The 24,186-nt window shown below is 65.6% G+C and carries 24 protein-coding genes and 1 tRNA gene; 12 read left to right on the forward strand and 13 right to left on the reverse strand.

Annotation, left to right across the window (positions count from 1 at the left end; translation table 11 throughout):
* Nucleotides 1–20: 20 nt before the first annotated feature.
* From RT688_RS07320 to RT688_RS07335, 4 genes are all read right to left on the reverse strand, one after another.
* Nucleotides 21–1,433 (reverse strand): TAXI family TRAP transporter solute-binding subunit, encoded by a 1,413-nt coding sequence (locus RT688_RS07320; protein ID WP_313704220.1) that lies wholly within the window; start codon nt 1,431–1,433, stop codon nt 21–23.
* Nucleotides 1,430–4,684: a transglycosylase domain-containing protein gene (locus RT688_RS07325; protein ID WP_313704186.1), complete on the reverse strand. Its 3,255-nt coding sequence runs from the start codon at nt 4,682–4,684 to the stop codon at nt 1,430–1,432. The genes RT688_RS07320 and RT688_RS07325 overlap by 4 nt, the downstream gene beginning before the upstream one ends.
* A gap of 256 nt (nt 4,685–4,940) precedes the next feature.
* Nucleotides 4,941–5,726, reverse strand: coding sequence for a molybdopterin-binding protein (locus RT688_RS07330; RefSeq protein ID WP_313704187.1), 786 nt, complete (start codon nt 5,724–5,726; stop codon nt 4,941–4,943).
* A gap of 16 nt (nt 5,727–5,742) precedes the next feature.
* Nucleotides 5,743–6,564: an EI24 domain-containing protein gene (locus tag RT688_RS07335; RefSeq protein WP_313704188.1), complete on the reverse strand. Its 822-nt coding sequence runs from the start codon at nt 6,562–6,564 to the stop codon at nt 5,743–5,745.
* A gap of 194 nt (nt 6,565–6,758) precedes the next feature.
* Between RT688_RS07335 and RT688_RS07340 the strand changes: the two genes are divergently transcribed.
* Together RT688_RS07340 and RT688_RS07345 are read left to right on the forward strand one after the other, a co-directional pair.
* Nucleotides 6,759–7,115, forward strand: a complete 357-nt coding sequence (locus tag RT688_RS07340; RefSeq protein WP_312550114.1) for an FKBP-type peptidyl-prolyl cis-trans isomerase — start codon at nt 6,759–6,761, stop codon at nt 7,113–7,115.
* Between the two features lie 234 nt (nt 7,116–7,349).
* Complete coding sequence (locus RT688_RS07345; protein WP_313704189.1) at nt 7,350–7,604, forward strand: acyl-CoA-binding protein; 255 nt, start codon at nt 7,350–7,352, stop codon at nt 7,602–7,604.
* 43 nt (nt 7,605–7,647) lie between these two features.
* Here the strand turns inward: RT688_RS07345 and RT688_RS07350 are convergent, their stop codons facing one another.
* Entirely contained in the window at nt 7,648–7,929 is a 282-nt protein-coding gene (locus RT688_RS07350) for a polyhydroxyalkanoic acid system family protein (RefSeq protein WP_313704190.1), read from the reverse strand.
* Nucleotides 7,930–8,082: 153 nt separating this feature from the next.
* Here RT688_RS07350 and RT688_RS07355 point away from each other — a divergent pair, with 153 nt between their 5' ends.
* The 5 genes from RT688_RS07355 (at nt 8,083) to RT688_RS07375 (ending at nt 13,334) form a co-directional block, all read left to right on the forward strand.
* Nucleotides 8,083–9,642: a hypothetical protein gene (locus tag RT688_RS07355; RefSeq protein ID WP_313704191.1), complete on the forward strand. Its 1,560-nt coding sequence runs from the start codon at nt 8,083–8,085 to the stop codon at nt 9,640–9,642.
* Nucleotides 9,639–9,920, forward strand: coding sequence for a protealysin inhibitor emfourin (locus tag RT688_RS07360; protein WP_313704192.1), 282 nt, complete (start codon nt 9,639–9,641; stop codon nt 9,918–9,920). The genes RT688_RS07355 and RT688_RS07360 overlap by 4 nt, the downstream gene beginning before the upstream one ends.
* Nucleotides 9,921–10,313: 393 nt before the next feature.
* Nucleotides 10,314–10,637, forward strand: coding sequence for a ferredoxin FdxA (gene fdxA / locus RT688_RS07365; RefSeq protein ID WP_313704193.1), 324 nt, complete (start codon nt 10,314–10,316; stop codon nt 10,635–10,637).
* 130 nt (nt 10,638–10,767) lie between these two features.
* Complete coding sequence (locus tag RT688_RS07370) at nt 10,768–11,865, forward strand: NAD(P)/FAD-dependent oxidoreductase (protein WP_313704194.1); 1,098 nt, start codon at nt 10,768–10,770, stop codon at nt 11,863–11,865.
* A 233-nt stretch (nt 11,866–12,098) separates the two neighbouring features.
* Complete coding sequence (locus tag RT688_RS07375; RefSeq protein WP_313704195.1) at nt 12,099–13,334, forward strand: polyhydroxyalkanoate depolymerase; 1,236 nt, start codon at nt 12,099–12,101, stop codon at nt 13,332–13,334.
* Between the two features lie 96 nt (nt 13,335–13,430).
* Here the strand turns inward: RT688_RS07375 and RT688_RS07380 are convergent, their stop codons facing one another.
* A complete protein-coding gene (locus RT688_RS07380; RefSeq protein WP_313704196.1) occupies nt 13,431–13,637 on the reverse strand; it encodes a hypothetical protein in 207 nt (68 codons plus the stop codon).
* Nucleotides 13,638–13,652: 15 nt separating this feature from the next.
* On the reverse strand, nt 13,653–14,087 hold the full coding sequence (locus tag RT688_RS07385; protein ID WP_313704197.1) for an RcnB family protein: 435 nt from the start codon (nt 14,085–14,087) through the stop codon (nt 13,653–13,655).
* A gap of 155 nt (nt 14,088–14,242) precedes the next feature.
* Between RT688_RS07385 and rsxB the strand changes: the two genes are divergently transcribed.
* The gene (gene rsxB, locus RT688_RS07390; RefSeq protein WP_313704198.1) at nt 14,243–14,953 is read left to right on the forward strand and encodes an electron transport complex subunit RsxB; all 711 of its coding nucleotides are present in this window, start codon (nt 14,243–14,245) and stop codon (nt 14,951–14,953) included.
* A complete protein-coding gene (gene nth, locus RT688_RS07395) occupies nt 14,950–15,639 on the forward strand; it encodes an endonuclease III (protein WP_313704199.1) in 690 nt (229 codons plus the stop codon). The genes rsxB and nth overlap by 4 nt, the downstream gene beginning before the upstream one ends.
* Nucleotides 15,640–15,660: 21 nt before the next feature.
* Here nth and RT688_RS07400 read toward each other — a convergent pair whose 3' ends face one another.
* The 6 genes from RT688_RS07400 to rplU form a co-directional block, all read right to left on the reverse strand.
* Complete coding sequence (locus RT688_RS07400; RefSeq protein ID WP_313704200.1) at nt 15,661–17,271, reverse strand: methyl-accepting chemotaxis protein; 1,611 nt, start codon at nt 17,269–17,271, stop codon at nt 15,661–15,663.
* 203 nt (nt 17,272–17,474) lie between these two features.
* Nucleotides 17,475–18,605 (reverse strand): glutamate 5-kinase, encoded by a 1,131-nt coding sequence (gene proB, locus RT688_RS07405; protein WP_313704201.1) that lies wholly within the window; start codon nt 18,603–18,605, stop codon nt 17,475–17,477.
* Nucleotides 18,602–18,958, reverse strand: coding sequence for a hypothetical protein (locus RT688_RS07410; protein ID WP_313704202.1), 357 nt, complete (start codon nt 18,956–18,958; stop codon nt 18,602–18,604). The genes proB and RT688_RS07410 overlap by 4 nt, the downstream gene beginning before the upstream one ends.
* A 67-nt stretch (nt 18,959–19,025) precedes the next feature.
* On the reverse strand, nt 19,026–20,141 hold the full coding sequence (gene obgE, locus RT688_RS07415) for a GTPase ObgE (RefSeq protein WP_313704203.1): 1,116 nt from the start codon (nt 20,139–20,141) through the stop codon (nt 19,026–19,028).
* Nucleotides 20,142–20,341: 200 nt separating this feature from the next.
* Nucleotides 20,342–20,614 (reverse strand): 50S ribosomal protein L27, encoded by a 273-nt coding sequence (gene rpmA / locus RT688_RS07420; RefSeq protein ID WP_312551045.1) that lies wholly within the window; start codon nt 20,612–20,614, stop codon nt 20,342–20,344.
* Nucleotides 20,615–20,654: 40 nt separating this feature from the next.
* Nucleotides 20,655–20,966 carry a 50S ribosomal protein L21 gene (gene rplU / locus RT688_RS07425; protein ID WP_082493710.1) on the reverse strand — a complete coding sequence of 104 codons (312 nt, stop codon included), beginning with the start codon at nt 20,964–20,966 and terminating at the stop codon, nt 20,655–20,657.
* A 265-nt stretch (nt 20,967–21,231) separates the two neighbouring features.
* Here rplU and ispB point away from each other — a divergent pair, with 265 nt between their 5' ends.
* From ispB to RT688_RS07440, 3 genes are all read left to right on the forward strand, one after another.
* Entirely contained in the window at nt 21,232–22,221 is a 990-nt protein-coding gene (ispB, locus tag RT688_RS07430; RefSeq protein ID WP_313704204.1) for an octaprenyl diphosphate synthase, read from the forward strand.
* Between the two features lie 53 nt (nt 22,222–22,274).
* Nucleotides 22,275–22,351, forward strand: a tRNA-Pro gene (locus RT688_RS07435).
* A gap of 151 nt (nt 22,352–22,502) precedes the next feature.
* Nucleotides 22,503–24,155 carry a site-specific integrase gene (locus tag RT688_RS07440; protein ID WP_313704205.1) on the forward strand — a complete coding sequence of 551 codons (1,653 nt, stop codon included), beginning with the start codon at nt 22,503–22,505 and terminating at the stop codon, nt 24,153–24,155.
* The last annotated feature ends 31 nt before the right edge of the window (nt 24,156–24,186 follow it).

A 24,186-nucleotide genomic window follows, 5' to 3' on the forward strand; every position in this document is an offset into this window, starting at 1 on the left:
TCCGATTCGCGCCTGTCTTGCTACTTCGCCAAGCCGCCCTGCTTCGTGAGCTCGCTGCCGCCATCGAGCGTGGTGCGCACCCGCTCGCGCACGAAGTCGATATGGCTGCGCAGCCGGTACAGCTCGTCCGCATACGCCAACGGGATCGAGATGTGGTTCACGCGCGTCTCGATGTCGTCCAGGCGGTGCACCAGGTCGTCGCGCACGAAGCGCCGTTGGTCCTCGGGCACGTCCTCGACCGCCTGCTCGACCGCGCGCAGTTCTCCGTACCAGCGGTAGACGCGCGAGCGCACCCGCCACACGTACAGCGGCGGCACGATCTTCGACAGCGGGATCACCAGCGCGGCCAGCGCCACCACCACGACCCACAGGCGGTCGAACAAGTTGGCCAGCCAGAAGCTCATGTAGCGCTGCAGCAGCGGCGGGCCGTCGCGGTAGTACTTGGCCGCCTCGGGCGCGACCGGGATCTCGGTGTACTTCGGCGACGGGAACTGGCCCTGCTGCTGGAACCACCCTGCCCCGCCGTGGATCTTGCCGGCCGCCTTCACGAACAGGTCGACCAGGGCCGGATGCAGGTCTTCTCGCGCCACCAGCGTCGCTGTGGGCGCAATCAAGTGGTAGTCCTGGGCCGGGATGTCGCGCCCGAGGTCGACGATCCCGCGCGGCAGCACCACGTGGGTCAGGAAAGGCAGGCGCCGCGTATAGGCCTCGGCCTGGTCGAAGTTGAACAGGCGGATGCCGGGCGTTTGCAGCAGCATCTGGATCAGCGGCGCTTCCGGCGCCGAACTGAACACCAGGCCGTCGATGCGCCCGGCCAGCAGCTCGACCGTCGCCGGCGTGTTCTCGAGCGCGCCGAGCGTCAGCTGCGCCGGCTCGATGCCGTTCACGGCCAGCACCTGGCGGAACAGCTTGGGCACGCCGGTGCCCTCGGGACCGAGGTTGATGCGCAGGCCGCGCAGCCCGGTCAGGCTCTTCGCCTTCACGTTCTCGCGCAGGAACAGCCAGACCGGTTCGGTGAACAGGCTGCCGAGCGACACCAGTTCGCCCTGCGCCGCCCCCTCCTCGCTGGTCGAGCCGCTCTGCACGAAAGCGATGTCGGCTTCGCCGCGCTGCAGGCGTTCCAGGTTCTCTTGCGAACCGAGCGAGCGCTGGACGCCGACCGCGATGTCGTCGCGCTCCAGCTCTTTCGCATACTGCTGGCCGAAGCTTTCGTAGGCGCTGTTTTCCTGGCCGGTGGCCAGGCGCACCTGGCGCGGCGGCGCCGGGTCGACCACCAGGTAGGCGATGAAGCAGGCCACCGCCACCAGGACGATGGTCGGGCCGGAGGCGACCAGCAGGTCGCGCAGCGAGATCAGGGAAAAGCCGCGGATCGTGGAGACGGCGCGCCGGCTGGCCCGGCGCGCCCTTTCTCCCGCCGTTACGCCACCCTTCAACGCACGCACTGCCGCTGCGCGGCCACGCTGCCCGGCGGCGGATCGATCATCGGCATCAGGCTCGGCGCCAGCGTCACGAGCAACTGCACCGGCAGCGCGCTGGTGAAGTCGTAGTGCTCGGATTGCGGACCGTGCACGTAGGCGGTCATGGAGCCGAAGAAGCGCTCGCCGATGTTGAAGACAAACGTCGCCGAGCGGTTCACGTAGCGCGATTCGATCAGGCGGCCGCCGCGCGCATACACGTCGAAGCGCTGGTCGCCGGTGCCGGTCTTGCCGCCCAGGGCGATGACGCTGCCGTCATGGGTGGCGAAGGCCGTCTTGACACGCTTGGCGGTGCCGTTCGAGACCACGCCGCGGATCGCGTCGGCGACGGCGCGCGCCACTTCCGGCGCCAGCACCACTTCGTGCTCGACCTTCGGCGCGCGCACCACCCGCGTTTCATAAGGCGTGCCCTTGGCGAAGTGCAGCGAATCGATGCGCTCCACGGGCTTCCTCACGCCGCCGTTGATGATGATGCCCATCAGCTCGGCCAGCGCGGCCGGGCGGTCGGCCGAGGCGCCGAGCGTGGTGGCGTAGGACGGCACCAGCGAATCGAAGGGGTAGCCCATCTTCTTCCACTGGGCGTGGATCTTGAGGAAGGCCTCGACCTCGATCAGGCCGGCGATGCGCTTGTCCTGGGCGTTCTTGCGGCTGGTCTTGAACAGCCAGGCATACACTTCCTGGCGCTCCTTCGTGCTGGCGCCCACCACCTCGCTCCAGCCGGCCTTCGGATGGTTGCGCAGGTAGCCGACCAGCCACAGCTCGAGCGGGTGCACCGAAGCCACGTAGCCGCGGTCGGCCAGCGACATGTTCTGCGGCGCGTACTGCTCGTACATCTTCTCGATGCGCTCCTGGTCGACCTCGTTGCTCGGCAGCGTGTCGTTGATGAAGGCGCCGAACTGCTGCAGCGTCGCGTTCGGGGCGATGGTGCGGTGCGCGGCGGCGAGCTTGGAGGCGAGCGGACGCACGCCGGTGAACAGCAGCGCCTCGGCCTCGTCCGGCGTCTTGCCCTTGTACTTGTTCCAGAACTTGGCGAGGAAGACCTTGCCTTCGTTGTCGGCGAAGCGCGCCAGGTACTGGGCGCGGCGCGGATCGCTGGCGTCGGCCAGCAGCTGCGCCGAGGAGCCCGGCAGCTGGAACATGTAGTAGCGCACGATGTCGCGCATCATGCGCACGAACACCAGGTTGGTCGACTGCTGCAGGGCCTCCTGCACGGTCATGATCTTGCTGTTGTCGAGCTTGCTGAAGTTGCCGAAGTAATGCAGGCCGCCGCCGGTGAAGAAGCCTTCGCCGGGATTGGCCGAGTACTTGCGCTCCATCGCCGCGGCCAGCATCGGCTTCAACCCGCGGTCGCTGTTGGCCGGCAGCGCCAGGAAGTAGTCGACCGCCCACTGGCTCATGCGGTCCTTCGGGTCGATGCGCGTCTCGCGCAGCGCCTTCGGGTCCATTCCTTCGTAGCGGCGGTGCAGCTGGTCGACGATGTCGAGGTAGGTCACCAGCGTGCGCAGCTTGGCCGTGGAGCCGAGGTCGAGCTTGGCCTGCTCGTTGATGTCGAGCGGCTGGTCGTAGTTGTCGGTCTGCACGCGCAGGTAGTTGACGTTCTCGCCGCGCTCCATCAGCGTGAAGCTGTAGACCACCTGGGCCGGGTCGCCGTTGCCGAGCAGGCCCTTGCCGGTCAGGCCGGCCGCCTGCGCCGCCTCGGCGCTGGTGAGCTGGCGCAGCACCGCGGTGACGGCCTGCTGCGCCTCCGCGTCCAGGGTCGAGACCACCGACAAATCGAGGCGGTCGAGGTTGTACAGGCGCGGTTCGCCCAGCAGGTAGCCGAGGTGGTTGCGCACCGCGTTCGAGGCCTTGCGCGAGACAAAGGCGTTCGGCTCCGGCGGCGCGACGCCCGAGCCCAGCGCGGGCTTGAGCTTCGCCGCCAGCGCGGCGTCGCGCAGCTGGGGCGTGATCACGCCGGCCTGCGCCAGCACGCGCAGGTGGCTGTTGGTGAGCGTCTCCAGGTCTTCCTTGCCGGCGCCGAGGTAGTAGGCCGGGCGGCGCTGGGCGATCATCAGCGACAGCGCTTCCTTGTAGGCCAGCACCGCGTCGGGATCGGCCATGTCGCCCTTCAGGGCGGCGCTGACCTTCGCGAAGTCGCGGCCGTACCAGACCCACATGCCGTCGCCGATGCCGTTGACTTCGCCGTAGCCGACCTTCGCCGACAGCGGCACCGTGTTCAGGTAGTCGAGCACGATCTGGCGCCGCGCGCCGGTGGTGTCCTCGCCGTCGTGGTAGGCGCGCAGCGTGGCCGAGGCCATCTGGATCATCTTGTCCTGCAGCGAGGCGGTGCGCCCTTCCGGCGAATGGCGGTACTTCTCGATCTGGGTGGCGAGCGTCGAGCCGCCGGCCACGCGCGAGCCGCCGCCGATGCCGACCGAATGCAGGGTCTTGTCGAACACCGCCTTCGAGAAGCGGTCCCATTCGATGGCGGGATTGCGCTTCGGGTAGGCCGGATCGAGCAGTTCGCGGTTCTCGATGAACAGCAGGCTTTGCACCAGCAGTTGCGGTGCCTCGTCGAAGCGCTCGTACTGGCGCTCGGGGAAGCGCGAGCCGAACAGCGGCTGGCTGCGGCAGTCGAGGATCTCAAGGCCGGCGCGGTTCTTCTCGCGGTAGCTCGCGAACAGGCCGTAGTCGGCCAGCTCCAGCATCTTCGGCGACATGCGCGCCTGCGCGTCGACCACGTAGTCGCGCGTGTGCAGCTTGCCGAGGAAGGCCGGCAGGTGCGAGTAGCCCAGGCGGGCGTCGTAGGGGCTGTCGGCCGGGAAGCGGATGGCGTCGCTCGGTCCCTGCTCCATGCGGTAGCTGACGTCCTTCATCATGCCGGCGAAGATCTTCGCCTGCAGCGTGGACGTGCGCGTCTCATAGACGGCATAGGCGGAACCGGCGGCGACCATCACCAGCACCAGGCCGAACAGGATGCGCCTGGCCCGGCCGCTGCCTTTCGGCGGCTCGCCTTCGCTCTCGGGTTCGTTGGTGTCCTCGGGAAGCTCTTCCTTGCCGGTGTCGGTGACGAGCGACAGGTGCGGATAGCTCGCATACAGCGGCACGTCGGGCTCGGCCGCCGCCGCGGCGAGGGCCGGCGCGGCGTTGCCGCCATCGCTGCGCCCGCGCAGGATGCGCACGGCGCGAAATACGTTACGGGGCCGTCTGAAACGGCGGGTACTTTCCATGATGGCTCAACCGGTTTGAATCATTGTGCCCGCAATCCCTGCCAACCTGCTCGCCATCTTGCTGCCGGTTTGTTCGAGTGATCGAGGTCGTCGTTAGTTCATCGGGCGCGCGAATCTCACCCGAAATTCCAGCGCGCCACAGCCATCATTCCACCACATCAACAGGTCTTCCACGTAGCCCTGTTCAACAAATTTGACCTGCCCTGATCTTTTTCGCAAAAAAACAACGGCAGAGTTATTAAGAGTGCATTGATGCCTACAGGCATTGGTAATCGGCTCCTACACGCTCGAGTTCCGCGCGCATGGCGGCGAAGGCCGGCGCCACCTCGGCGGGCACGCCCTTGACCCCGAGTTCGATGTGGCGGCGGCTGCCGTCCTCGCCCACGCTCGGCAGGCTGAACACGCGCACGCCGGTGTAGCGCGCCTCGATCGCCTCCATCAGCGGCGTGAGCACGGCCTCGGCCTGGCCGAACACCAGCATGGCCTGTTCCGCGTGCGCCTGTCGGTGAAAGAGATCCGCGTAATGCGTGTCGAGCACCCATTCGATCATCGGCCAGGCCATCACCGGGAAGCCCGGCACGAAGTGGTGACGCGCCACCGTGAAGCCGGGGATGCCGTTGTAGGGATTCGGGATCAGCGTCGCCCCGGCCGGGAATTCGGCCATCTTCAGGCGCTGCAGGTTCTCGGGCGCGGACAAGTCGACTTCCTTGCCGGCCTCGCGCGCGGCCTGGAGGATGCGCGCTTCGACCAGGCACTTCCCTTCGGGATGCAGCGCCAGCGGCAGGCCGAGCGCGGCGGCGGCGGCCTGGCGCGTATGGTCGTCGGGCGTGGCGCCGATGCCGCCGCAGGAGAACACGATGTCCTCGCCTGCGAAGGTGCGGCGCAGGGTCGCCGCGATGCGTTCGCGCTCGTCGCCGACGAATTCGGCCCAGGCAAGCGCCAGGCCGCGCGCGGCCAGCAGTTCGACCACTTTCGAAAAATGCTTGTCCTGGCGCTTGCCGGACAGGATTTCGTCGCCGACGACGATCAGGCCGAATGCCATGGAATGCTCCTCGTTTTCAAGATGCCACCGGGGCGCTTGCGTTGGCGGCGCGCAGGTCCTGCAGCGCCTGCAGGCAGTAGTACTGGAACCACAGGCCGGTGAACAGGAAGATCATCACGTACAGCCAGGCCGACAGGATGGCCAGGAAGGGGAACAGCACCACCGACAGCACCGCGCCGCCCATCCAGGCGATGCCGGGCATGGCGCCCAGCACGCCCGATGCCATGCCGATCGCCAGCAGCCGCCAGCGCCGCGCCTTCATCAAGGCCTGGCGTTCAGCGGGGCTGGCGTGGGCCGCGAGCGCGTCGTAGCTCATCACGCGCGACGTCACCCAGCCCCACAACGCGGCCTGCACCAGCACCGCCACCGGCGGCACCGCGTACAGCGGCACCGTCATCAGCCACAGGCCGGCGAACACGATCACGCTGGTCAGGTTCATCCAGACGCTGCCGGCGAAGCTGCCGCCTTCCTTGCGTTCGAGCTGGGGAAACTGGCGCCGGCCGACGTAGGCCTCGATCGCCGGCATCGCGAAGATGCCCATGAACAGCAGCGAGGTCGCGATCATCAGCGGCAGCAGCAGGATGATGGCCATCAGCGGCACCACCATCACCTGCAGCACGCCCAGGCCCAGCGTGGACAGCATGCTGCCGCTGGCCTGGAACCAGCCGTAGTCGGCGAAGACGGCGTGCAGCCAGTCGAGGAAGGGCTGCAGCCCAAACCACAGCAGCGCGCCCCAGACCAGCAGCGACAGCAGCAGCGGCACCAGGGACAGCAGCAGCATGCGGCCTGAGAACTGCGCGCGCAGGGCGCGGCCCCAGGCGGTGGCGACGGCGCTCATCGGCAGCCCCGCCGGCAATGACGTTCGATGAGCAGGAAAAAGGTTGAAGGCGTGGTCATGCGGCTCCCCGATATGGAAGGCTTATTGTAGACAAGATCGCGGGCAAGGGCCGCGGCGGGCAAGCGGACCCTCGATGGCGCTCCCGGAGTCCATGCACTACAATCGCCGCTCAACCTGAACCTTGAAGGAAAATCATGTCCATTACCACCACCGCTTCCGGCCTGCAGTACGAAGACACCGTCGTCGGCGAAGGCGCCGAGGCGAAAGCCGGCACCTACGTCACCGTCCACTACACCGGCTGGCTGCGCAACGACGACGGCAGCACCGGCGCCAAGTTCGATTCGAGCAAGGACCGCAACGACCCGTTCCAGTTCCCGCTGGGCGCCGGCCACGTGATCCGCGGCTGGGACGAAGGCGTGCAGGGCATGAAGGTCGGCGGCGCCCGCCGCCTGATCATCCCGGCCAGCCTCGGCTACGGCGCACGCGGCGCCGGCGGCGTGATTCCGCCGAACGCGACGCTGATCTTCGACGTCGAGCTGCTGGCTGTCTAAGCCTGCCTGTCGTAGGGTGGGTTCTCGAACCCACCTTCACAGCGGCTGACCGATCGACATCTCACATGGTCGACCGCGTGGGTTCAAGAACCCACCCTACCCAAGCTCGCCCCGAGCATCCCCTCTAAAATTCCCGCCAGAAGCACGTATTTCGCCACCTGTTAGGCTAAGATGACCGCGCGCATTGCCGTTCAGTCAATGCACCATCCAGCAATCCAGCCAACAGGAGTTTTTATGAGCTTGCAAGACCAGTTCACCCAGGCCCAGGCCGATTCGAAGAACCTGCCGGAGCGTCCGGACAACATGACCTTGCTGAAGATCTACGCGCTGTTCAAGCAGGGCTCGAGCGGTGACGTGACCGGCGAGCGTCCGGGCTTCACCGACATGGTCGGCCGCGCCAAGTACGACGCCTGGGAACAGCTGAAAGGCACCTCGCAGGAAGACGCGATGCAGCAGTACATCGACTTGATCGAGGAACTGAAGGGTTAAGCACCCCAGCCGGCCGCGCGGCCGGCATCGAGGCCGCGTCCGATCACGCGGCCGCGAACACCCGGCGCATCTTGTCGGTCACCTTGGCCTCGATGGCCGGACCGAAGGCGCTCATCAGGAAACCCAGCTTGATCCGCAGCGCCGCGCGCCGCTCTTCCAGGGTCAGGGCTCCTTCCACCCCGCTGCGCTCGAAGCGCAACACGTCGCCGTCCCAGCGGCACTGCATGCCGAATTCGGCGGCAACCTTGTCCGCCACCTGCTGCGCCGCCGCGCGCGCCCGCTCCGGGCTGAGGCTGTGTTCCTGGACGATGTGTATGTCGGCCATCTGTTTCTTTCCTTCTTCAAAACGCAAGAGCCCGCCATGATGCCAGTTGCGCCGCCGGCGTGCCAGTGCGCTTTGCAATTGATTCTCGTCAAAACCGATTCCGCGCAGGGGACGACTATCTGCTGAGCTACCGCAATCACACGAGGATGCACCATGGAACGAGCACTGTTGCCGGATGACCCAGTCACTACCGAACGCGACCAGCCGCCGGTCGCCTTTGTCCCCACGCCGAGCGCGGCCTACCGCCAGCACCGCAAGGCTTCCCAGCTGCTCGACCAGCCCGGCGCGCCGCGCGGCGCCGACGAGCCGCCGTCCGCGGACGTGCCCCTGCCCTACGCCTTCGGCGCGCGGGTGCTGATGTGGAAACAGGACCCGTCGGTGACCGACATGGGAACGCGCAAGGCCTTCCTGCCCGGCATCGTCCTGGCCGGCCCGCGCGACGCCCGCATCGCATCGAGCGACCCAAGCATCAGCCCGGTCGAGCCGAATGCCTTCGGCGACTTCGTCACCATGCCCGACACCCCGCAGTTCGACGCCGTCCACACCTTCGCCGTGGTGCGCCAGACGCTCACCATGTACCAGCGCGCGCTGTCCTCGAGCGGGGCCGAGATGCCGTTGCCCTGGCAGTGGAACAGCAGCATCGACACCGCGCCGCTGCAGATCTTCCCCTACGGCCTGCCGAACGTCATGAACGCCTTCTACAGCCGCAGCCAGGGCTGCCTGAAGTTCGGCGACTTCGTCCCGAGCGGCCAGAGCGAGCGCGTGTTCACCTGCCGCTCCTTCGACATCGTCGCCCACGAGACCGGCCACGCCGTACTGGACGGGCTGAAACCGCACTGGCTGCTGGCCGATGCGCCGCCCCAGACCGGCGGCCTGCACGAAGCCTTCGGCGACCTGACCGCGATCTTCCTGGCGCTGTCCCAGCTCGACCAGTGCGAAGCCGTGGTGGCCCAGACCAAGGCGCGCCTGCACGACAAGACCTTCCTCGCCGACATCGCCGAGCAGTTCGGCCTGGCGCTCGGCAGCACCACCGGCTTGCGCAATGCCGACAACGACCTGACCCTGTCCCAGGCCGGCACCCAGGTGCATGCCATTTCCCAGGTGTTCACCGGCGCCGTCTACGACATCCTGGCCGACCTGTTCGCGATCGAACGCAACCCGGCGCTGGAGGACGATGCCGCCGTGTTGCACCGGGTCGCGGCCTGGCTGCGCGGCCTGCTGCTGCGCGCCCTGATCGCCGCGCCCGACATCGCCGCCACCTATGCCGACGTGGTCAACGAGATGCTGCGGCTGGTGCTCGAGGACGGCAAGCCCGACAGCTACACGCAATCGATCCGCCACCAGTTCACGCTGCGCGAAGTGGTCGGCGGGCCGGAGGTGGCCAACGATGCGCCGGCCCCGGCCGGCGAACCCGCGCCGCAAACGTCGGAAGGCCCCCCACCCTTCGATGCCGAGCTGCCGAGAAAAATCCTGGCCCCGCCATGCAAGGTCCACGTGCGCCTGGCGGCGGCGGTCTGCGACGCGCCCGGCGCCCAGCAGGACCGGCGCGCCTGCTGCGGCACCATGAACCTGGCCGAGTACTACAACATCGAGCGCGTGCTCGACGCCGAGGCCCAGGCGCTGGCGCGCTGGTGCGCCGAGCGTGGGCGCAACGGCCCGGCCGGCGAGGAAGCGGCCATCGATGCCGGCGGCGGCATGCCGACGCCGGCATGAAGATCACGGCGAAACAGGGTGGCGGTTTCGCCGGCGGCGAGCGCTGCGTCGAGCTCGACACCGCCTGCCGCGCCGACGGCGGCGCGCTCGAGGCGCTGGTGCGCCAGCTCGATTTCTTCGGGACGGCCCCGCCCTGCGGCGTCGGGGCCGACATCCCACGCTGGGAAATCACGGTGGAAGACGGCGCCCAGCGCAAGACGGTGACGCTGCTGGACGACGGCAGCCTGGCGGCGACGGCCTGGCCGGCGCTGCTGGAGCATTTGCGCAGCACCAGTTGAACCTGGAGCCACCGTTGCCGCTGGCCGTAGGGTGGGCACCCCGTGCCCACGCGGAAGCATGAGCGGTGCTGGCCAGTTCAGCACCGCAATATACGAAACAAGTTGGCGCCTCCGGATGATCAATCGAGATGCCTCATCAGTGCAGCGATAGCGATTCCCGCGGCGTCAACACGACGCTGCGTTTCGCGTGGGCACGGGGCGCCCACCCTACAAGAGCATGCGCCCGCTCTTTCCACGCCAAATCGTACCTCGCTCAACACATTTGCTTATGTATATTGTGTCTAAGCCTAATTTGTAGGAAAACTGGAAATCCCCTAAAATACGGTGCTTTGCCATGTTGGCGGCCCCTCCTTTGCGCTGACGCCGCGGCACCCCACCATAGATAGGACTGTTATGACCCACGTTGTCACCGAATCGTGCATCCGCTGCCGGTATACCGACTGCGTCGATGTATGCCCGGTCGATTGTTTCCGGGAAGGCCCGAATTTCCTCGCGATTGACCCCGACGAGTGCATCGACTGCGCAGTGTGCGTGGCCGAGTGCCCGGTCAATGCGATCTATGCTGAAGAAGACGTGCCGGGCGACCAGCAGCAATTCATCAAGCTCAACGCCGACCTGGCGCGTTTCTGGCCGTCGATCACCAAGACCAAGCCAGCCCTCCCCGACGCCGAAGAGTGGAAAGACGTCAAGAACAAGCTGGACCAGCTGGCCCGCTAAGCGCATTTACGTCACGTGCGCCTGCTGCCGCGGTTTTCGACCGCTGCCAGCAGGCGCACGGCATCCATGGCACACTAGCGGCCATCGCGTCCAACGCCCCCTCTTTTAAAAAATCAACAGGATTGAGTGCATGACTATCAGTGCCACCCACGATGCGGGCAGCATCGCCCCTAACAGTTCGTTCGCCGGCGCCATCGACGCGGACGCGGTCATCATCGGCGCGGGCCCGGTCGGCCTGTTCCAGGTCTTCGAACTCGGCCTGCTCGAGATCAAGGCCCACGTCATCGACTCGCTGCCGGCCGTCGGCGGCCAGTGTGTGGAACTGTATCCGGACAAGCCGATCTACGACATCCCTGCCGTGCCCGTCTGCACCGGCCAGGAACTGACCGACAACCTGCTCAAGCAGATCGAGCCCTTCGAGCCGACCTTCCACCTGGGCCAGGAAGTGACCACCGTGCAGCGCCGCGAAGACGGCCGCTTCAACGTCGAGACCTCGACCGGCACCCAGTTCATCACCAAGACCATCTTCATCGCCGCCGGCGTCGGTTCGTTCCAGGCGCGCACGATCAAGGTCGAAGGCATCGAGAAGTTCGAGAACAGCCAGCTGTTCTACCGCGTCAAGGATCCGGCGCTGTTCGAAGGCAAGAACCTGGTCATCTGCGGCGGCGGCGACTCCGCCCTGGACTGGGCCCTGAACTTCGTCGGCAAGGCCGAATCGGTCGTGCTGGTGCACCGCCGCGAGGACTTCCGCGCCGCCCCGGCCTCGGTCGCCAAGATGAAGCAGCTGTGCGAAGAGTACGAGATGCAGCTGATCACCGGCCAGGTCACCGGCTTCGACGAGAAGGACGGCAAGCTGTCCGAAGTGAAGGTCACCGGCGCCGACGGCGTGACCCGCCGCGTGCCGCTGGACATGCTGATGGTCTTCTTCGGCCTGTCGCCGAAGCTGGGCCCGATCGCCGAGTGGGGCCTGGACATCGAGCGCAAGCAGCTCAAGGTGATGGACACCGAGAAGTTCGAGACCAACGTGCCGGGCATCTTCGCCGTGGGCGACATCAACACCTACCCGGGCAAGAAGAAGCTGATCCTGTCGGGCTTCCACGAAGCCGCGCTGGCCGCCTTCGGCGCCGCGCCCTACATCTTCCCGGACAAGAAGATCCACATGCAGTACACGACGACCTCGCCGAAGCTGCACAAGATCCTCGGCGTCGAGACCCCGGTCTTCGATTAAGAACGACCGTTCAGTTAGAAAAAAACGACAGTGCCCCGGCTAGCCGGGGCATTTGTTTTTATGTGTGTCGCATCACGGACGCCCTATCAAAAACGGTGCTATAACCCTTCCAAGCGCTGATCAAACGCTGGCCGGACGGAATAGAAATTTCCATCCGTAAATCATTTAGGCCTATAATGATTTGATTAAAAATCGCGCACGAGCGCGACGCGCTTCACCACCGAAGGATTTATATGCTCTACCAACTGCACGAGATGCAACGCTCCTTCCTGACCCCGCTCATGCAATGGGCGGATGCGTCATCGAAGCTGTTCTCGAACCCGGTTTCCCCATTCGCCCACACGCCGTTCTCCCAGCGTATCGCCGCCGGGTACGAGCTGATGTACCGATTGGGCAAGGATTACGAAAAGCCGGCGTTCGACATCGCCACCACCACCATCAAGGGCGAGACCGTCAACATCGTCGAACGCGTTGCCGTCAACAAGGCGTTCTGCAAGCTGTTGCATTTCAAGAAAGACCTGCCCGACGCGGCGTTCGCGGCGCTCGACCAGCCGACCGTGCTGCTGGTCGCCCCGCTCTCGGGCCACCATGCCACGCTGCTGCGCGACACCGTGCGCGCCCTGCTGCCCGACCATGACGTCTTCATCACCGACTGGGTCGACGCGCGCATGGTGCCGCTGTCCGAAGGCCCGTTCCACCTCGACGACTACATCTATTACGTGCAGGACTTCATCCGCACCCTCGGCCCCGACGTGCACGTGATTTCCGTGTGCCAGCCGACCGTGCCGGTGCTGGCCGCGATCTCGCTGATGGCGTCCGATAACGATCCGAAGCTGCCGAAGACGATGACGATGATGGGCGGCCCGATCGACCCGCGCAAGTCGCCCACCGCCGTCAACGACCTGGCCACCGAAAAGCCGTTCTCGTGGTTCGAGAACACCGTGATCTATTCGGTGCCTGGCAACTACCCTGGCTTCGGACGCAAGGTCTATCCGGGCTTCCTGCAGCACGCCGGCTTCATCGCCATGAACCCGGGCCGCCACGCCCAGAGCCACCGCGAGTTCTACCAGCACCTGGTGCGCGGCGACGAGGAATCGGCCGAGAGCCACCGCAAGTTCTACGACGAATACAACGCCGTGCTCGACATGCCGGCCGAGTACTACCTCGAGACGATCAAGACCGTGTTCCAGGAACACCGCCTGCCGAAAGGCACCTGGGAAGTCGGCGGCAAGCTGGTGCGTCCGCAGGACATCAAGACGGTGGCCCTGTTCACCATCGAAGGCGAGCTCGACGATATTTCCGGCGCCGGCCAGACCCAGGCCGCCCACGAGCTGTGCAGCGGCATCCCCGAGAACATGCACCGCGACTACGTCGCCGAGAAGGCCGGCCACTACGGCATCTTCTCGGGCCGCCGCTGGCGCGAAACCATCTGCCCGAAGATCGGCGAATTCATCCGCGAATTCCGGTGATCCGTTCGGTCCTTGGTCTTCCAGTAAAAATGCCGCAGTTTCCTGCGGCATTTTTTATTGGAGAGTGAGACAGGCGACGCCCCCGGCGACCGCGCGTCAAGCCGCGTCGCCGCGCCGGTCCTCCCCGCGGCCGAAGTCGGCGTCGCTGTCGTCCTTGTGCGTGTCGCGCCGGTCGCCGCCGCGGCGTTCGCCGGCGCTCTCGGGCCTGGCGGTATCCGGCGTGGTGCCGTCCCTTTCCGGCTGGCGCAGCGGCGCGCCCGTCGGGTCGACCGCCAGCAGCGGTGCGATGATCCATTCTTGCATCGTATTCCCCTTCCTTTAATTTCCGAGCAGGACGCTGGCAATGATGCCGGTGGCAATCGCCGCCAGCACGTAGTCGTTGCCCACCTGTACCCAGTGGTAGCCGCGCGGCGGCGCGCTCAGGCGGTGAGCGCGCCAGTTGTCGACCACGTACTGCTTGTGGTGGTAGTTCGCGGGCAGGCGCTGGCCGCGGTAGAGATCGTGGCGCGGGCCGGCGCCGCGGCGGGCTTCGCGATGGTCGCGGCGGTCATCCCGGCGGTCGTCGCGGTAATCGCGATGGTCCTCGCGGCGCTGGTCGCGGTAATCCCGGCGTTCGTCACGACGCTCGTCACGAAATTCGCGACGCTCCTCGCGGCGCTCCTGCGCGCGGTCGTGGCCGTGCTGGGCGAAAGCCGGCGCGTTGGCGGACAGCAAGACCGCAATCATGCTGCCGGCAATGAGGCGTTTATTCATGTTGTTCCTCCTTGAAAGATGGCCGCGTGTCGACGCGGCGCCCATGCCTCAGTAGACCAGCGCAAGCCTTGGAAATCTGTTCGCTGCGCCACTTACTGACCGAAACAACAAGCACCATCGCGCCGCCCGCGCATTGATTGCTTATTTGCTGGATAATGACGGCTTTACCCCGCCGCGCCACCGTGACCAAGACTCTTGCCGACCTGATCGAAGACCTGCTGCCGCAGACCCAGTGCACCAAGTGCGGCTACGCGGCCTGCCGTCCCTACGCGGAAGCGATCGCCAGCGGCGAGGCCGACATCAACCAGTGCCCGCCCGGCGGCATGGAAGGCGTGCGCCGGCTGGCCTCGCTCACCGGCCGCCGCGTCATCCCGATCAATCCCGCCAACGGCGTCGAACGCCCGCGTCCGGTCGCCTTTATCGACGAGAACCTGTGTATCGGCTGCACCCTGTGCATCCAGGCCTGTCCGGTCGACGCCATCATGGGCGCGGCCAAGCAGATGCACACCATCCTGCCGAGCCTGTGCACCGGCTGCGACCTGTGCGTGGCGCCCTGCCCGGTCGACTGCATCAGCATGATTCCCGTCACCGGGGACGCGACCGGCTGGGACGCCTGGTCGCAGGAAGCGGCCGACGCCGCCCGCGCGCGCCACGACTTCCGCAGCGAGCGCTTGAAACGCGAACGCGAAGAAAACGATGCGCGCCTGGCCGCCAAGGCGCTCGAGAAGATGCGCGCGGTCACCGCCGAAGCCACGAATACGCCGGAAGAGCTGGCCGAGAAGGAACGCAAGCGCGCCATCATCGCCGCCGCGATGGAACGCGCCCGCCAGCGCGCGGCCGGCACGCCGCCCGACGAGAACAAATGAATCCAGCCAAACGCCTCGAGATCTTCACCCGCTTTCGCGACGCCAACCCGAAGCCGACCACCGAACTCGAATACACGACGCCCTTCGAACTGCTGATCGCCGTACTGCTGTCGGCCCAGTCGACCGACGTCGGCGTGAACAAGGCCACGCGCCGCCTGTACCCGGTGGCGAACACGCCGCAGGCCATCCTCGACCTCGGCCTGGACGAGCTGAAGACCTATATCTCGACCATCGGCCTGTACAACACCAAGGCGAAGAACGTGATGGCGACCTGCCGGATCCTGGTCGAGCAATACGGCGGGGAAGTGCCGCGTGCGCGCGAGGCCCTGGAAGCCCTGCCGGGCGTGGGCCGCAAGACCGCCAACGTGGTGCTGAACACGGCTTTCGGCGAGCCGACCATGGCGGTCGATACCCACATCTTCCGCGTCTCGAACCGCACGAAGATCGCACCGGGCAAGAACGTCGACGAGGTGGAAAGGAAACTGCTGAAGTTCGTGCCCAAGGACTTCCTGCAGGACGCCCACCACTGGCTGATCCTGCACGGGCGCTACACCTGCGTGGCGCGCCGTCCGAAGTGCTGGAACTGCATCATCAACGATCTCTGCGAATACCGCGACAAGACGCCGACGCCGGACGGGATCATCGCGCCGGAAGCGGCGGCGGCGGGCTCGCGGCCGAGCGCCTGACCCGAGGACGGCGCGGTTGCCTCAAGCGCGCGCCGCGCCTGGCAGCGCGCGATAGGCAGTCCCGGCGAGCATTCCAGCGACGCGCGCATCGTTCGCTCCCGCCCCATCGCCGTCGAGCTTGAACACGCCGACCACCTCGTTCAGCGCCACCGTCTGGTCGCGCAGCGCCTCGGCGGCGGCCGCCGCTTCCTCGACCAGCGCGGCGTTCTGCTGGGTCGTGGTGTCCATCTCGGTGACGGCGATGTTGATCTGCTCAATGCCGGCGCCCTGCTCGGCGCTGGCGGCGCTGATCTCGCCCATGATGTCCGTCACGCGCTTCACGCTGGCGACGATCTCGCTCATCGTGCTTCCCGCTTCGTTGACCATCGCGCTGCCGGCCTCGACGCGCTCGACCGACACGCCGATCAGTTCCTTGATCTCTTTCGCGGCGGTGGCCGAACGCTGCGCCAGGTTGCGCACCTCGGCGGCGACCACGGCGAACCCGCGGCCCTGCTCGCCTGCGCGCGCCGCCTCGACGGCCGCGTTCAGGGCCAGGATATTGGTCTGGAAGGCGATACCGTCGATCACGTCGATGATGTCGACGATCTGCTTCGACGACTCGCTGATCGACGCCATGGTCGACACGGCGCGCTCGACCACGTCGCCGCCCTTGGCGGCGATGTCGCAGGCGCTGATGGCAAGCTGGTTGGCCTGGCGCGCGTTGTCGGCGTTCTGCTTCACGGTCGAAGTCAGCTCCTCCATCGAGGACGCGGTTTCCTCGAGTGCGCCAGCCTGCTGCTCGGTGCGCGAAGACAGATCCATGTTGCCCTGGGCGATCTCATCGGAGGCCAGGCCGATGGTCTCGGCGCCGCTGCGCACCCGACTCACGATCTGTTTCAGGTTGGCGTTCATGTCCTTCAGCGCCTGCAGCAGCTGGCCGGTCTCGTCGTTCGAAGTGACCTCGATGCGGGCGCGCAGGTCGCCCGCGGCCACGGTCTTCGCCACTTCCACCGCGCGGTCGAGCGGACGCACGATCGAGCGCGACACGAGCACGCCGGCGACAATGGCGGCGCCGGAACCGAGCACCATGGCCAGCAGGCTCAGGAAAGTGGCGCGCCGGCTGGCGACCTCCGCCTCCTCGACACGCGCCTGGGTGGCGGCAACGATCTGCTGGCTGGCCTGGGCCAGCAGCTCGGACGGCGCGCGGTCCTTGCCCTTGACAGCGAGGTCGCCCGCGGCCGGGTCGAAGCCTGCGGCGACGAATTGCGCATAGCCTTTACGGAAATCCTGGCCCATCTGCGCATGCGCCTGGCCGAATTGTTCGAGCAGCGCGCGTTCATTGCCGGGCGCCAGTTCAGCCACCAGCTTGCCGAGCTGTTCGGCGACCTGGCGTTCGCTGTCCTGGTAGGCCTGCCAGTACTTCGCGCGCTCGGCTTCTTTCTTACCACGCAGCAGGGTGTTTTTCCATTCCTGGACCTGGGTCTTGAAGGTCGACAGCAGGGTCTCGACCTGCTCGGCGTGGCCGTAGCTGGCGACGGCGCCGCCATAGGTGCCGATCGATCGGTTCAGCTCGGACAAGCCGAAGAAGCCGGCGCAGGCGACCAGCAGCGCGACGGCGGCAAAGCAGAGAGGGAGTTTGCGGCTCAGTTTCATGAACGTCTTTCGATTCGGGGCATGCGTCAATATGAGGGACGCTGACGAGTCTAAGTGACGGTGTAGCCGTACGGCAATGAAAATGAGGGGTCGTTCACTGTGTCACGATGCGGCTGTACGCTCGCCGCAACACAGTTATTGAACAATCATGGGGAAATCGTCGGGGCCTGGACGAAGCTGCGGCCCCTGTGCATGGGCTTGCGTCAGAGGAGGACAAGGTTGTCGCGATGCACCAGCTCCGGCCCCTCGATGTAGCCGAGGATGGCCTCGATCTCGCCCGAGGAGTGGCGCATGATGCGGCGCACTTCGCTGGCGGTGTAGCTGGTCAGGCCGCGCGCCACCGGCACGCCGTCCTCACCCACGCAGGTGATCACCTGCCCGCGTCCGAATTCGCCGCGCACGGCGACGACGCCGATCGGCAGCAGCGACTTGCCCTCCTGCGTGAGCTTCTGCACGGCGCCGGCGTCGAGCACTACCTCGCCCGAGGTATGCAGGTGGTCGACCATCCACTGGCGGCGCGCGGTCAGGCGCGTGGTCGCCGCTTCGAGCTGGGTGCCGATCGCTTCGCCCGAGGCCAGGCGGGTAAGCACGTCCGGCTCGCGGCCCCAGGCAATCACGGTGTGGGCGCCCGAGCGCGCGGCGCGCCGTGCGGCCAGCACCTTGGTCAGCATGCCGCCGCGGCCGATGCTGCTGCCGGCGCCGCCGGCCATCGCTTCCAGTGCCGGGTCGCCGGCAGGGGCGCACGCGATCAGGGTCGCGGCCGGGTCCTTGCGCGGGTCGGCGGAGTACAGGCCGCGCTGGTCGGTCAGGATCACCAGCGCGTCGGCTTCGATCAGGTTGGCGACCAGGGCGCCGAGGGTGTCGTTGTCGCCGAACTTGATCTCGTCGGTGACGACGGTGTCGTTCTCGTTGATGATCGGGACCACACCCAGGCGCAGCAGGGTCGTGAGGGTGGCGCGGGCATTCAGGTAGCGTTCGCGGTCGGCCAGGTCGGCGTGGGTGAGCAGCACCTGGGCCGTCTTGACGCCATGCGCGGCGAAGCTGGTTTCGTAGATCTGGGCCAGGCCCATCTGGCCGACGGCCGCGCAGGCCTGCAGTTCGTGGATGTCGTGCGGCCGGGCGGTCATGCCCAGGCGCAGCATGCCTTCGGCGATCGCGCCGGAGCTGACCAGGACCACTTCCTTGCCGAGCCCGCGCAGGGCGGCGATCTGCGCGGCCCAGCGCGCGATCGCGCCGTGGTCGAGGCCGCGGCCTTCGTTGGTGACGAGGGAGGAACCGACCTTGACGATGATGCGGCCGGCTTGCTGGATGACGGATTGATGTGCTGCGCTCATGGCGAAAGCCTCTTTTCCCGGGGACGCAAGGCCAGCAGGGCCAGGCCCGCCAGCAACTCGATCCCGCTTACGATGAACAAGGACCCATGCGGCAGGCCGATCGCGAATGCCGCGACCAGGCGCCCGCCCGGTTGGGCCAGCAGGAACAATGCAACGAGGTCGCCGAGGATGGGCTGGTCGCCCCGCCTTGCCGCCAGCAGAGCCAGCCCCGCGGTGGCGAGGCGCACTCCGACATAGATGGCGTAGAACTGGCTGTAGCCGTTCACGCCAACGAGAAACAGGCCCATGGCGGCCGCGACCCGGTCGGGGTCGAGGAGCGCCACGAGCGCCGCCAGCGAACTGGCGGTGGCCACCAGCTGCAGCAGCTGGGTGCGCGCCCAGGCGCGCGTGAAGCTGAAGCCCTTCTTGATGATCGGCGCCTCAGTCTTCGAGAATCTTGAAGCGGGGGTCGTCCGGGTCGATCGAGTTGATGCCGCGCGCTTCCTCGGTCATCTGGGTCGTCTCGTCCACGCGCACGTCGAGCGCGCGCTTCTCTTCCAGATGCAGGTAGATCGCGTTGATCAGCTCCTGGCAGCCTTCGCGGTTCAAGGCCGAGATCTCGAAGACAGGTCCCTTCCACGCCAGCTTCTTCAGGAAGTCCTTGACCTTCTTCTTGCGCTCTTCTTCCGGCAGCATGTCGAGCTTGTTCAGCACGAGCCAGCGCGGCTTGTTCAGCAGGTCCTCGTCGTACTTCTCGAGTTCCTTGATCAGGGCCTTGGCTTCCTTCACCGGATCGACCGTCGCCTCGAACGGCGCCAGGTCGACGATGTGCAGCAAGAGGCCGGTGCGCGACAGGTGGCGCAGGAACTGGTGGCCCAGGCCCGCGCCCTCGGCCGCGCCCTCGATCAGGCCCGGGATGTCGGCGATGACGAAGCTCTTCGCGTGCGAGACGCGCACCACGCCGAGGTTCGGATGCAGGGTCGTGAACGGATAGTCGGCGATCTTCGGCTTGGCGTTCGAGACGGCCGTGATGAACGTCGACTTGCCGGCGTTCGGCATGCCCAGGAGGCCGACGTCGGCCAGCACCTTCAGTTCCAGGCGCAGCTCGCGGCGCTCGCCCGCCTTGCCGTCGGTCTTCTGGCGCGGCGCGCGGTTGGTCGAGGTCTTGAAGTGGATGTTGCCCCAGCCGCCCTCGCCGCCCTTGGCGAGCAGTTCGGTCTGGCCGTGTTCGGTCAGGTCGGCGATGATCTCGCCGTTGACGTTATCGACGATCAGCGTGCCGACCGGCATGCGCAGGACCACGTCCTCCGCGCCCTTGCCGTAGCAGTCCGAGCCGCGGCCGGCTTCGCCGTTGCGCGCGGTGTGCACTTTCGAATAACGAAAGTCGACCAGGGTGTTGATGTTGCGATCGGCAACCGCCCAGATCGAGCCGCCCTTGCCGCCGTCGCCGCCGTCCGGACCGCCGAAGGGACGGAACTTCTCGCGGCGGAACGAGGCGCACCCGTTGCCGCCGTCGCCGGCGATGACTTCAATTCTTGCTTCGTCGATAAACTTCATGATGACCGCCAAAAAAACGATAGCGCCTAACAAAGCGCTCGGGGCAAGGCGCATTGTCGCAGACAGTACGCTTGGTACGGCGAGACGCCGCCATGAGTGCTTTGTTAGGCGCTAAAAAGGCCCTACCGTGGGCAGAGCCTCTTGATGGAAGGCTTGCGCCTTACAAAAATGCGCCGCTGGGCGGCGCTTTGCGTAGCTGATTAAGCTGCGACTGCTTCGTTCGCGACGACGGTGACGTACTGCTTCGAACCGACGCCTTGCTTGACGAACTTGACCGTGCCGTTCACCAGGGCGAACAGGGTGTGGTCCTTGCCGAGGCCGACGTTGACGCCCGGGCGAACCTGGGTGCCGCGCTGACGCACGATGATGCCGCCGGCGTTGATCGCCTGGCCGCCGTACACTTTCACGCCGAGGCGTTTGCTTTCTGAATCACGGCCGTTACGGGTAGTGCCGCCGCCTTTTTTGTGTGCCATGGATGTACTCCTTGATGACTTTGAAAATTAGACCGGGCAATTAGCCGTTGATCGAAACCACTTGGATTTCGGTGAAGTTCTGGCGGTGGCCTTGACGCTTCTGGTAGTGCTTACGACGGCGCATCTTGAAAATGCGGACCTTGTCGTGGCGACCGTGGGAAACGACCTTCACCAGAACCGTAGCACCTTCGACCAGCGGAGCACCAAACTTGATGCTTTCGCCCGCGCCAACGGCGAGGACCTGATCGATCGTGAGTTCGGAACCAATGTCTGCCGGTATCTGTTCTACTTTGAGTTTTTCGCCAGCGACAACTTTGTATTGCTTGCCACCGGTTTTTATGACCGCGTACATGATTGAAACCTCATCAAATGTTTAAAGAATTCCCGCCGGCGACTGGCGCTGGGCTGGTCTGATGCCGGGGAACAGAGGATTATACATAATTCGCCGCAACGCGTCAAAAGCCGGGATGGGCGCTTGGTGACTGTGGCACCTCGGCAACGACAACATTCCACGACGTAAACATGACGGTTTTTTAATACAGTTGGGCAAACGGCACGGCGCACGCATGCTTGTCGTATAATCGCCGCACTCAACGCACACTTATCGCAGGTTCGCCTTGTCCGCCGCTACCCAATACGCCCAACAGAATAAACTTACCCAGACGATCGCCGACGACATGGCGGCGGTGAACACGGTGATCCGCCAGCGCCTGCAATCCGACGTCAGCCTGGTCAACCAGATCTCCGAATACATCATCGGCGCCGGCGGCAAGCGTATCCGCCCGGTGCTGGTGCTGCTGCTGGCGAACGCGTACGGCTACCGCGGCACGGCGCACCACGAACTGGCGGCGGTGGTCGAATTCATCCACACCGCGACCCTGCTGCACGACGACGTGGTCGACGAATCCTCGATGCGGCGCGGCCGCCAGACCGCCAACGCCCTGTTCGGCAATGCCGCCTCGGTGCTGGTCGGCGACTACCTGTATTCGCGCTCGTTCGAGATGATGACCAGCCTGGACAACATGCGCGTGATGCAGATCCTGTCGCGCGCCACCACCGTCATCGCCGAAGGCGAAGTGCTGCAACTGCTGAACATGCACGACCCGGACGTGACCCACGAGAGCTACCTCACCGTGATCCGTTCCAAGACCGCCAAGCTGTTCGAGGCCGCCGCCGAGCTGGGCGCCCTGATCGCCGGCGCCAGCGAGAGCCAGATCGAGGCCGCCGGCGAATACGGCCGCTCGCTGGGCACGGCCTTCCAGCTGATCGACGACGTGCTCGACTACGCCGGCGACGCCGCCGAGATCGGCAAGAACGTCGGCGACGACCTGCGCGAAGGCAAGCCTACCCTGCCGCTGATCTACCTGATGGAACACGGCACGCCGCAGCAGCGCGAGCTGGTGCGCACCTGCATCGAACAGGGTGACGAGCAGCATTTCGACGCGGTGCTGTCGGCCGTGACCTCGAGCGGCGCGCTGGACTACACCCGCCGCGAAGCCGAAAGCGCGGCGCGCCGCGCCGCCGACGCCATCGCCGACCTGCCGGAAAGCGTCTACAAGCAAAGCCTGCTGCAATTGTGCAGCTTCGCTGTTGACAGGAACCATTAAGACAACTATAGTAATGCCTTCCCGAGATTTCGGCGCCGAGATCTCAAACCCGTCGGGGTGTAGCTTAGCCCGGTAGAGCGCTACGTTCGGGACGTAGAGGCCGGAGGTTCGAATCCTCTCACCCCGACCACAGAATTCCTTTATAAAACAGCGAGTTATGAACTCGCTGTTTTGCATTCTGGATGGTCTAGTGGCAAATCAGTGGCAACTCACTCTTTTTGCACTGGCATGGATATCTTTTCGAGCTATACGGTGTTCCACAACTACGGAGCATCGCCATCATGGCATCCATCGAAAACCGTTCCCGCATCCAGGTCACCGTCAAGAACCGTGACGACCTCACTAAGCAATTCGCCTACAGCGCTGACAAGGCTATTCAAGTATATGTCCAGAAGCTGCGCGACGAAGGGCTGAAACCTCGCCTGACCAGCCTGAACGACCACTACATTGTCCGCACCCGCAGTGTCGGCGGCAAGAACCAATGCATTGTCGCCCACAGTGAGGCGGAAGCCATCGACGTCAAACACCGTCTCGAGAGTGAACTGCGGCGCGGCCTGTTCATCGACTACGGCAGTGGACAGAAGGCGAGCCTGGCGGACCTGCTGGTCCGCTACCTGCGCGAGGAAGCACCCCGCCATAAGAGCTTTGAAGTCGAAGGCTACAAAATCAACGCACTGCTGGAAGATGCCGGCCTGCCTAGGGAGGACCTCGCCACCATCGTGGCGATGCATCCCACCCCACATCCGAAAGTCACCAGCATGAAGATGCGCAAAGCTACTGGGACGCGCGTCGGCCAGCCATCTGAAGCGGGTAAGTTCATCCGCAAGGCGTTCGCCGCCGTCGTTCCCGACGATTTCACCGACTACATAGACGAGCGCTGCCAGGTCGTCGCACCGGCCACCGTGGACCGGGAAATCGACCTGTTTTCGGCGGTGTGCCATCTTGCCATCGACACCTGGCGCATTCACGTCCTCAAGAACCCGATGGATGGCGTACGCCGCCCGCGCTATTACAATGAACGCGACCGTCGACTGTCGCTTGATGAAGAAGCGCGACTGCTGGACGCCGCGCGCGATGAGGACCGCGAACAGTCCATCGGCCGCCGCCTTGAAGAGCTGATGCACGATGAGCGACAGGAAGCGGACAACGCCGCGACTACCTACGGCCGGAAGCAAATTATCAAGGACGCACGCCGGCATTACCTGCGTGAAGCCGAAACTACCCGCGTCCACCTGCCGCTGCTCGAGACGTTCATTCAGTTTCAATTGATGACCGCGGCACGCCGCAGCGAAACACTGAACCTGAAATGGTCGAACATCAACCTAGACACGCAGACTGCCTACCTCCCGGAGACAAAGAATGGTCGCGCCCGAAAGTTACCCTTGCGCCGCGACTTGGTCGAGATGCTGCGCAAGCTTCCACGCAACGGCGACTTCGTATTCCCTGTCAGCGTCGACGGCTTGCGCAAGGCATGGATACGGATATGCGCGAACGCGGGTTTGACCGGGACCGCCGAACTTCGGGTGCACGACCTGCGTCATGAAGCGATTTCCCGCATGGCTGAAGCCGGCAGCAACACTCGGGGCGGCTTCTCACTAGTGGACCTCCAGCATTTCAGCGGCCATCGAGATGTGCGCATGCTGCTGCGTTACGCCCACCTGTGCACGCAGAGCCTTGCAAAGCGTCTGGACGCGGCCTTTGCGGACGATGAGCAAACGACCACTCACCACGGCATGCGGCGACTCAGGAAAGGCGCCAACGTGACACTGACGGAACTCGTTGCCACGAACGCGACCGAGCCGGACGAACCCGACCAGGAGGAACATGAAGCTACGCATGGACCGGACACAGTTCCGGCAGCACTGGCCAGCACTTCCCGGTCAAGCTCCTGCGGTAACGTCGTTCATATCAACTTCAAGCGGCGAACTGCGTAGGTACACGGCTCAAGATGCTCGCGCATGGCGG

Source organism: Massilia sp. (assembly GCF_032106685.1).
Classification (GTDB): Bacteria; Pseudomonadota; Gammaproteobacteria; order Burkholderiales; family Burkholderiaceae_D; genus Telluria.

Bases quoted from the DNA above. Each gene is read 5' to 3' on its own strand.
- RT688_RS07325 (WP_313704186.1), bottom strand. From the start codon at position 4,684: ATGGAAAGTACCCGCCGTTTCAGACGGCCCCGTAACGTATTTCGCGCC.
- RT688_RS07330 (WP_313704187.1), bottom strand. From the start codon at position 5,726: ATGGCATTCGGCCTGATCGTCGTCGGCGACGAAATCCTGTCCGGCAAG.
- RT688_RS07335 (WP_313704188.1), bottom strand. From the start codon at position 6,564: ATGAGCGCCGTCGCCACCGCCTGGGGCCGCGCCCTGCGCGCGCAGTTC.
- RT688_RS07340 (WP_312550114.1), top strand. From the start codon at position 6,759: ATGTCCATTACCACCACCGCTTCCGGCCTGCAGTACGAAGACACCGTC.
- RT688_RS07345 (WP_313704189.1), top strand. From the start codon at position 7,350: ATGAGCTTGCAAGACCAGTTCACCCAGGCCCAGGCCGATTCGAAGAAC.
- RT688_RS07350 (WP_313704190.1), bottom strand. From the start codon at position 7,929: ATGGCCGACATACACATCGTCCAGGAACACAGCCTCAGCCCGGAGCGG.
- RT688_RS07355 (WP_313704191.1), top strand. From the start codon at position 8,083: ATGGAACGAGCACTGTTGCCGGATGACCCAGTCACTACCGAACGCGAC.
- RT688_RS07360 (WP_313704192.1), top strand. From the start codon at position 9,639: ATGAAGATCACGGCGAAACAGGGTGGCGGTTTCGCCGGCGGCGAGCGC.
- fdxA (WP_313704193.1), top strand. From the start codon at position 10,314: ATGACCCACGTTGTCACCGAATCGTGCATCCGCTGCCGGTATACCGAC.
- RT688_RS07370 (WP_313704194.1), top strand. From the start codon at position 10,768: ATGACTATCAGTGCCACCCACGATGCGGGCAGCATCGCCCCTAACAGT.
- RT688_RS07375 (WP_313704195.1), top strand. From the start codon at position 12,099: ATGCTCTACCAACTGCACGAGATGCAACGCTCCTTCCTGACCCCGCTC.
- RT688_RS07380 (WP_313704196.1), bottom strand. From the start codon at position 13,637: ATGCAAGAATGGATCATCGCACCGCTGCTGGCGGTCGACCCGACGGGC.
- RT688_RS07385 (WP_313704197.1), bottom strand. From the start codon at position 14,087: ATGAATAAACGCCTCATTGCCGGCAGCATGATTGCGGTCTTGCTGTCC.
- rsxB (WP_313704198.1), top strand. From the start codon at position 14,243: ATGACGGCTTTACCCCGCCGCGCCACCGTGACCAAGACTCTTGCCGAC.
- nth (WP_313704199.1), top strand. From the start codon at position 14,950: ATGAATCCAGCCAAACGCCTCGAGATCTTCACCCGCTTTCGCGACGCC.
- RT688_RS07400 (WP_313704200.1), bottom strand. From the start codon at position 17,271: ATGAAACTGAGCCGCAAACTCCCTCTCTGCTTTGCCGCCGTCGCGCTG.
- proB (WP_313704201.1), bottom strand. From the start codon at position 18,605: ATGAGCGCAGCACATCAATCCGTCATCCAGCAAGCCGGCCGCATCATC.
- obgE (WP_313704203.1), bottom strand. From the start codon at position 20,141: ATGAAGTTTATCGACGAAGCAAGAATTGAAGTCATCGCCGGCGACGGC.
- rpmA (WP_312551045.1), bottom strand. From the start codon at position 20,614: ATGGCACACAAAAAAGGCGGCGGCACTACCCGTAACGGCCGTGATTCA.
- rplU (WP_082493710.1), bottom strand. From the start codon at position 20,966: ATGTACGCGGTCATAAAAACCGGTGGCAAGCAATACAAAGTTGTCGCT.
- RT688_RS07440 (WP_313704205.1), top strand. From the start codon at position 22,503: ATGGCATCCATCGAAAACCGTTCCCGCATCCAGGTCACCGTCAAGAAC.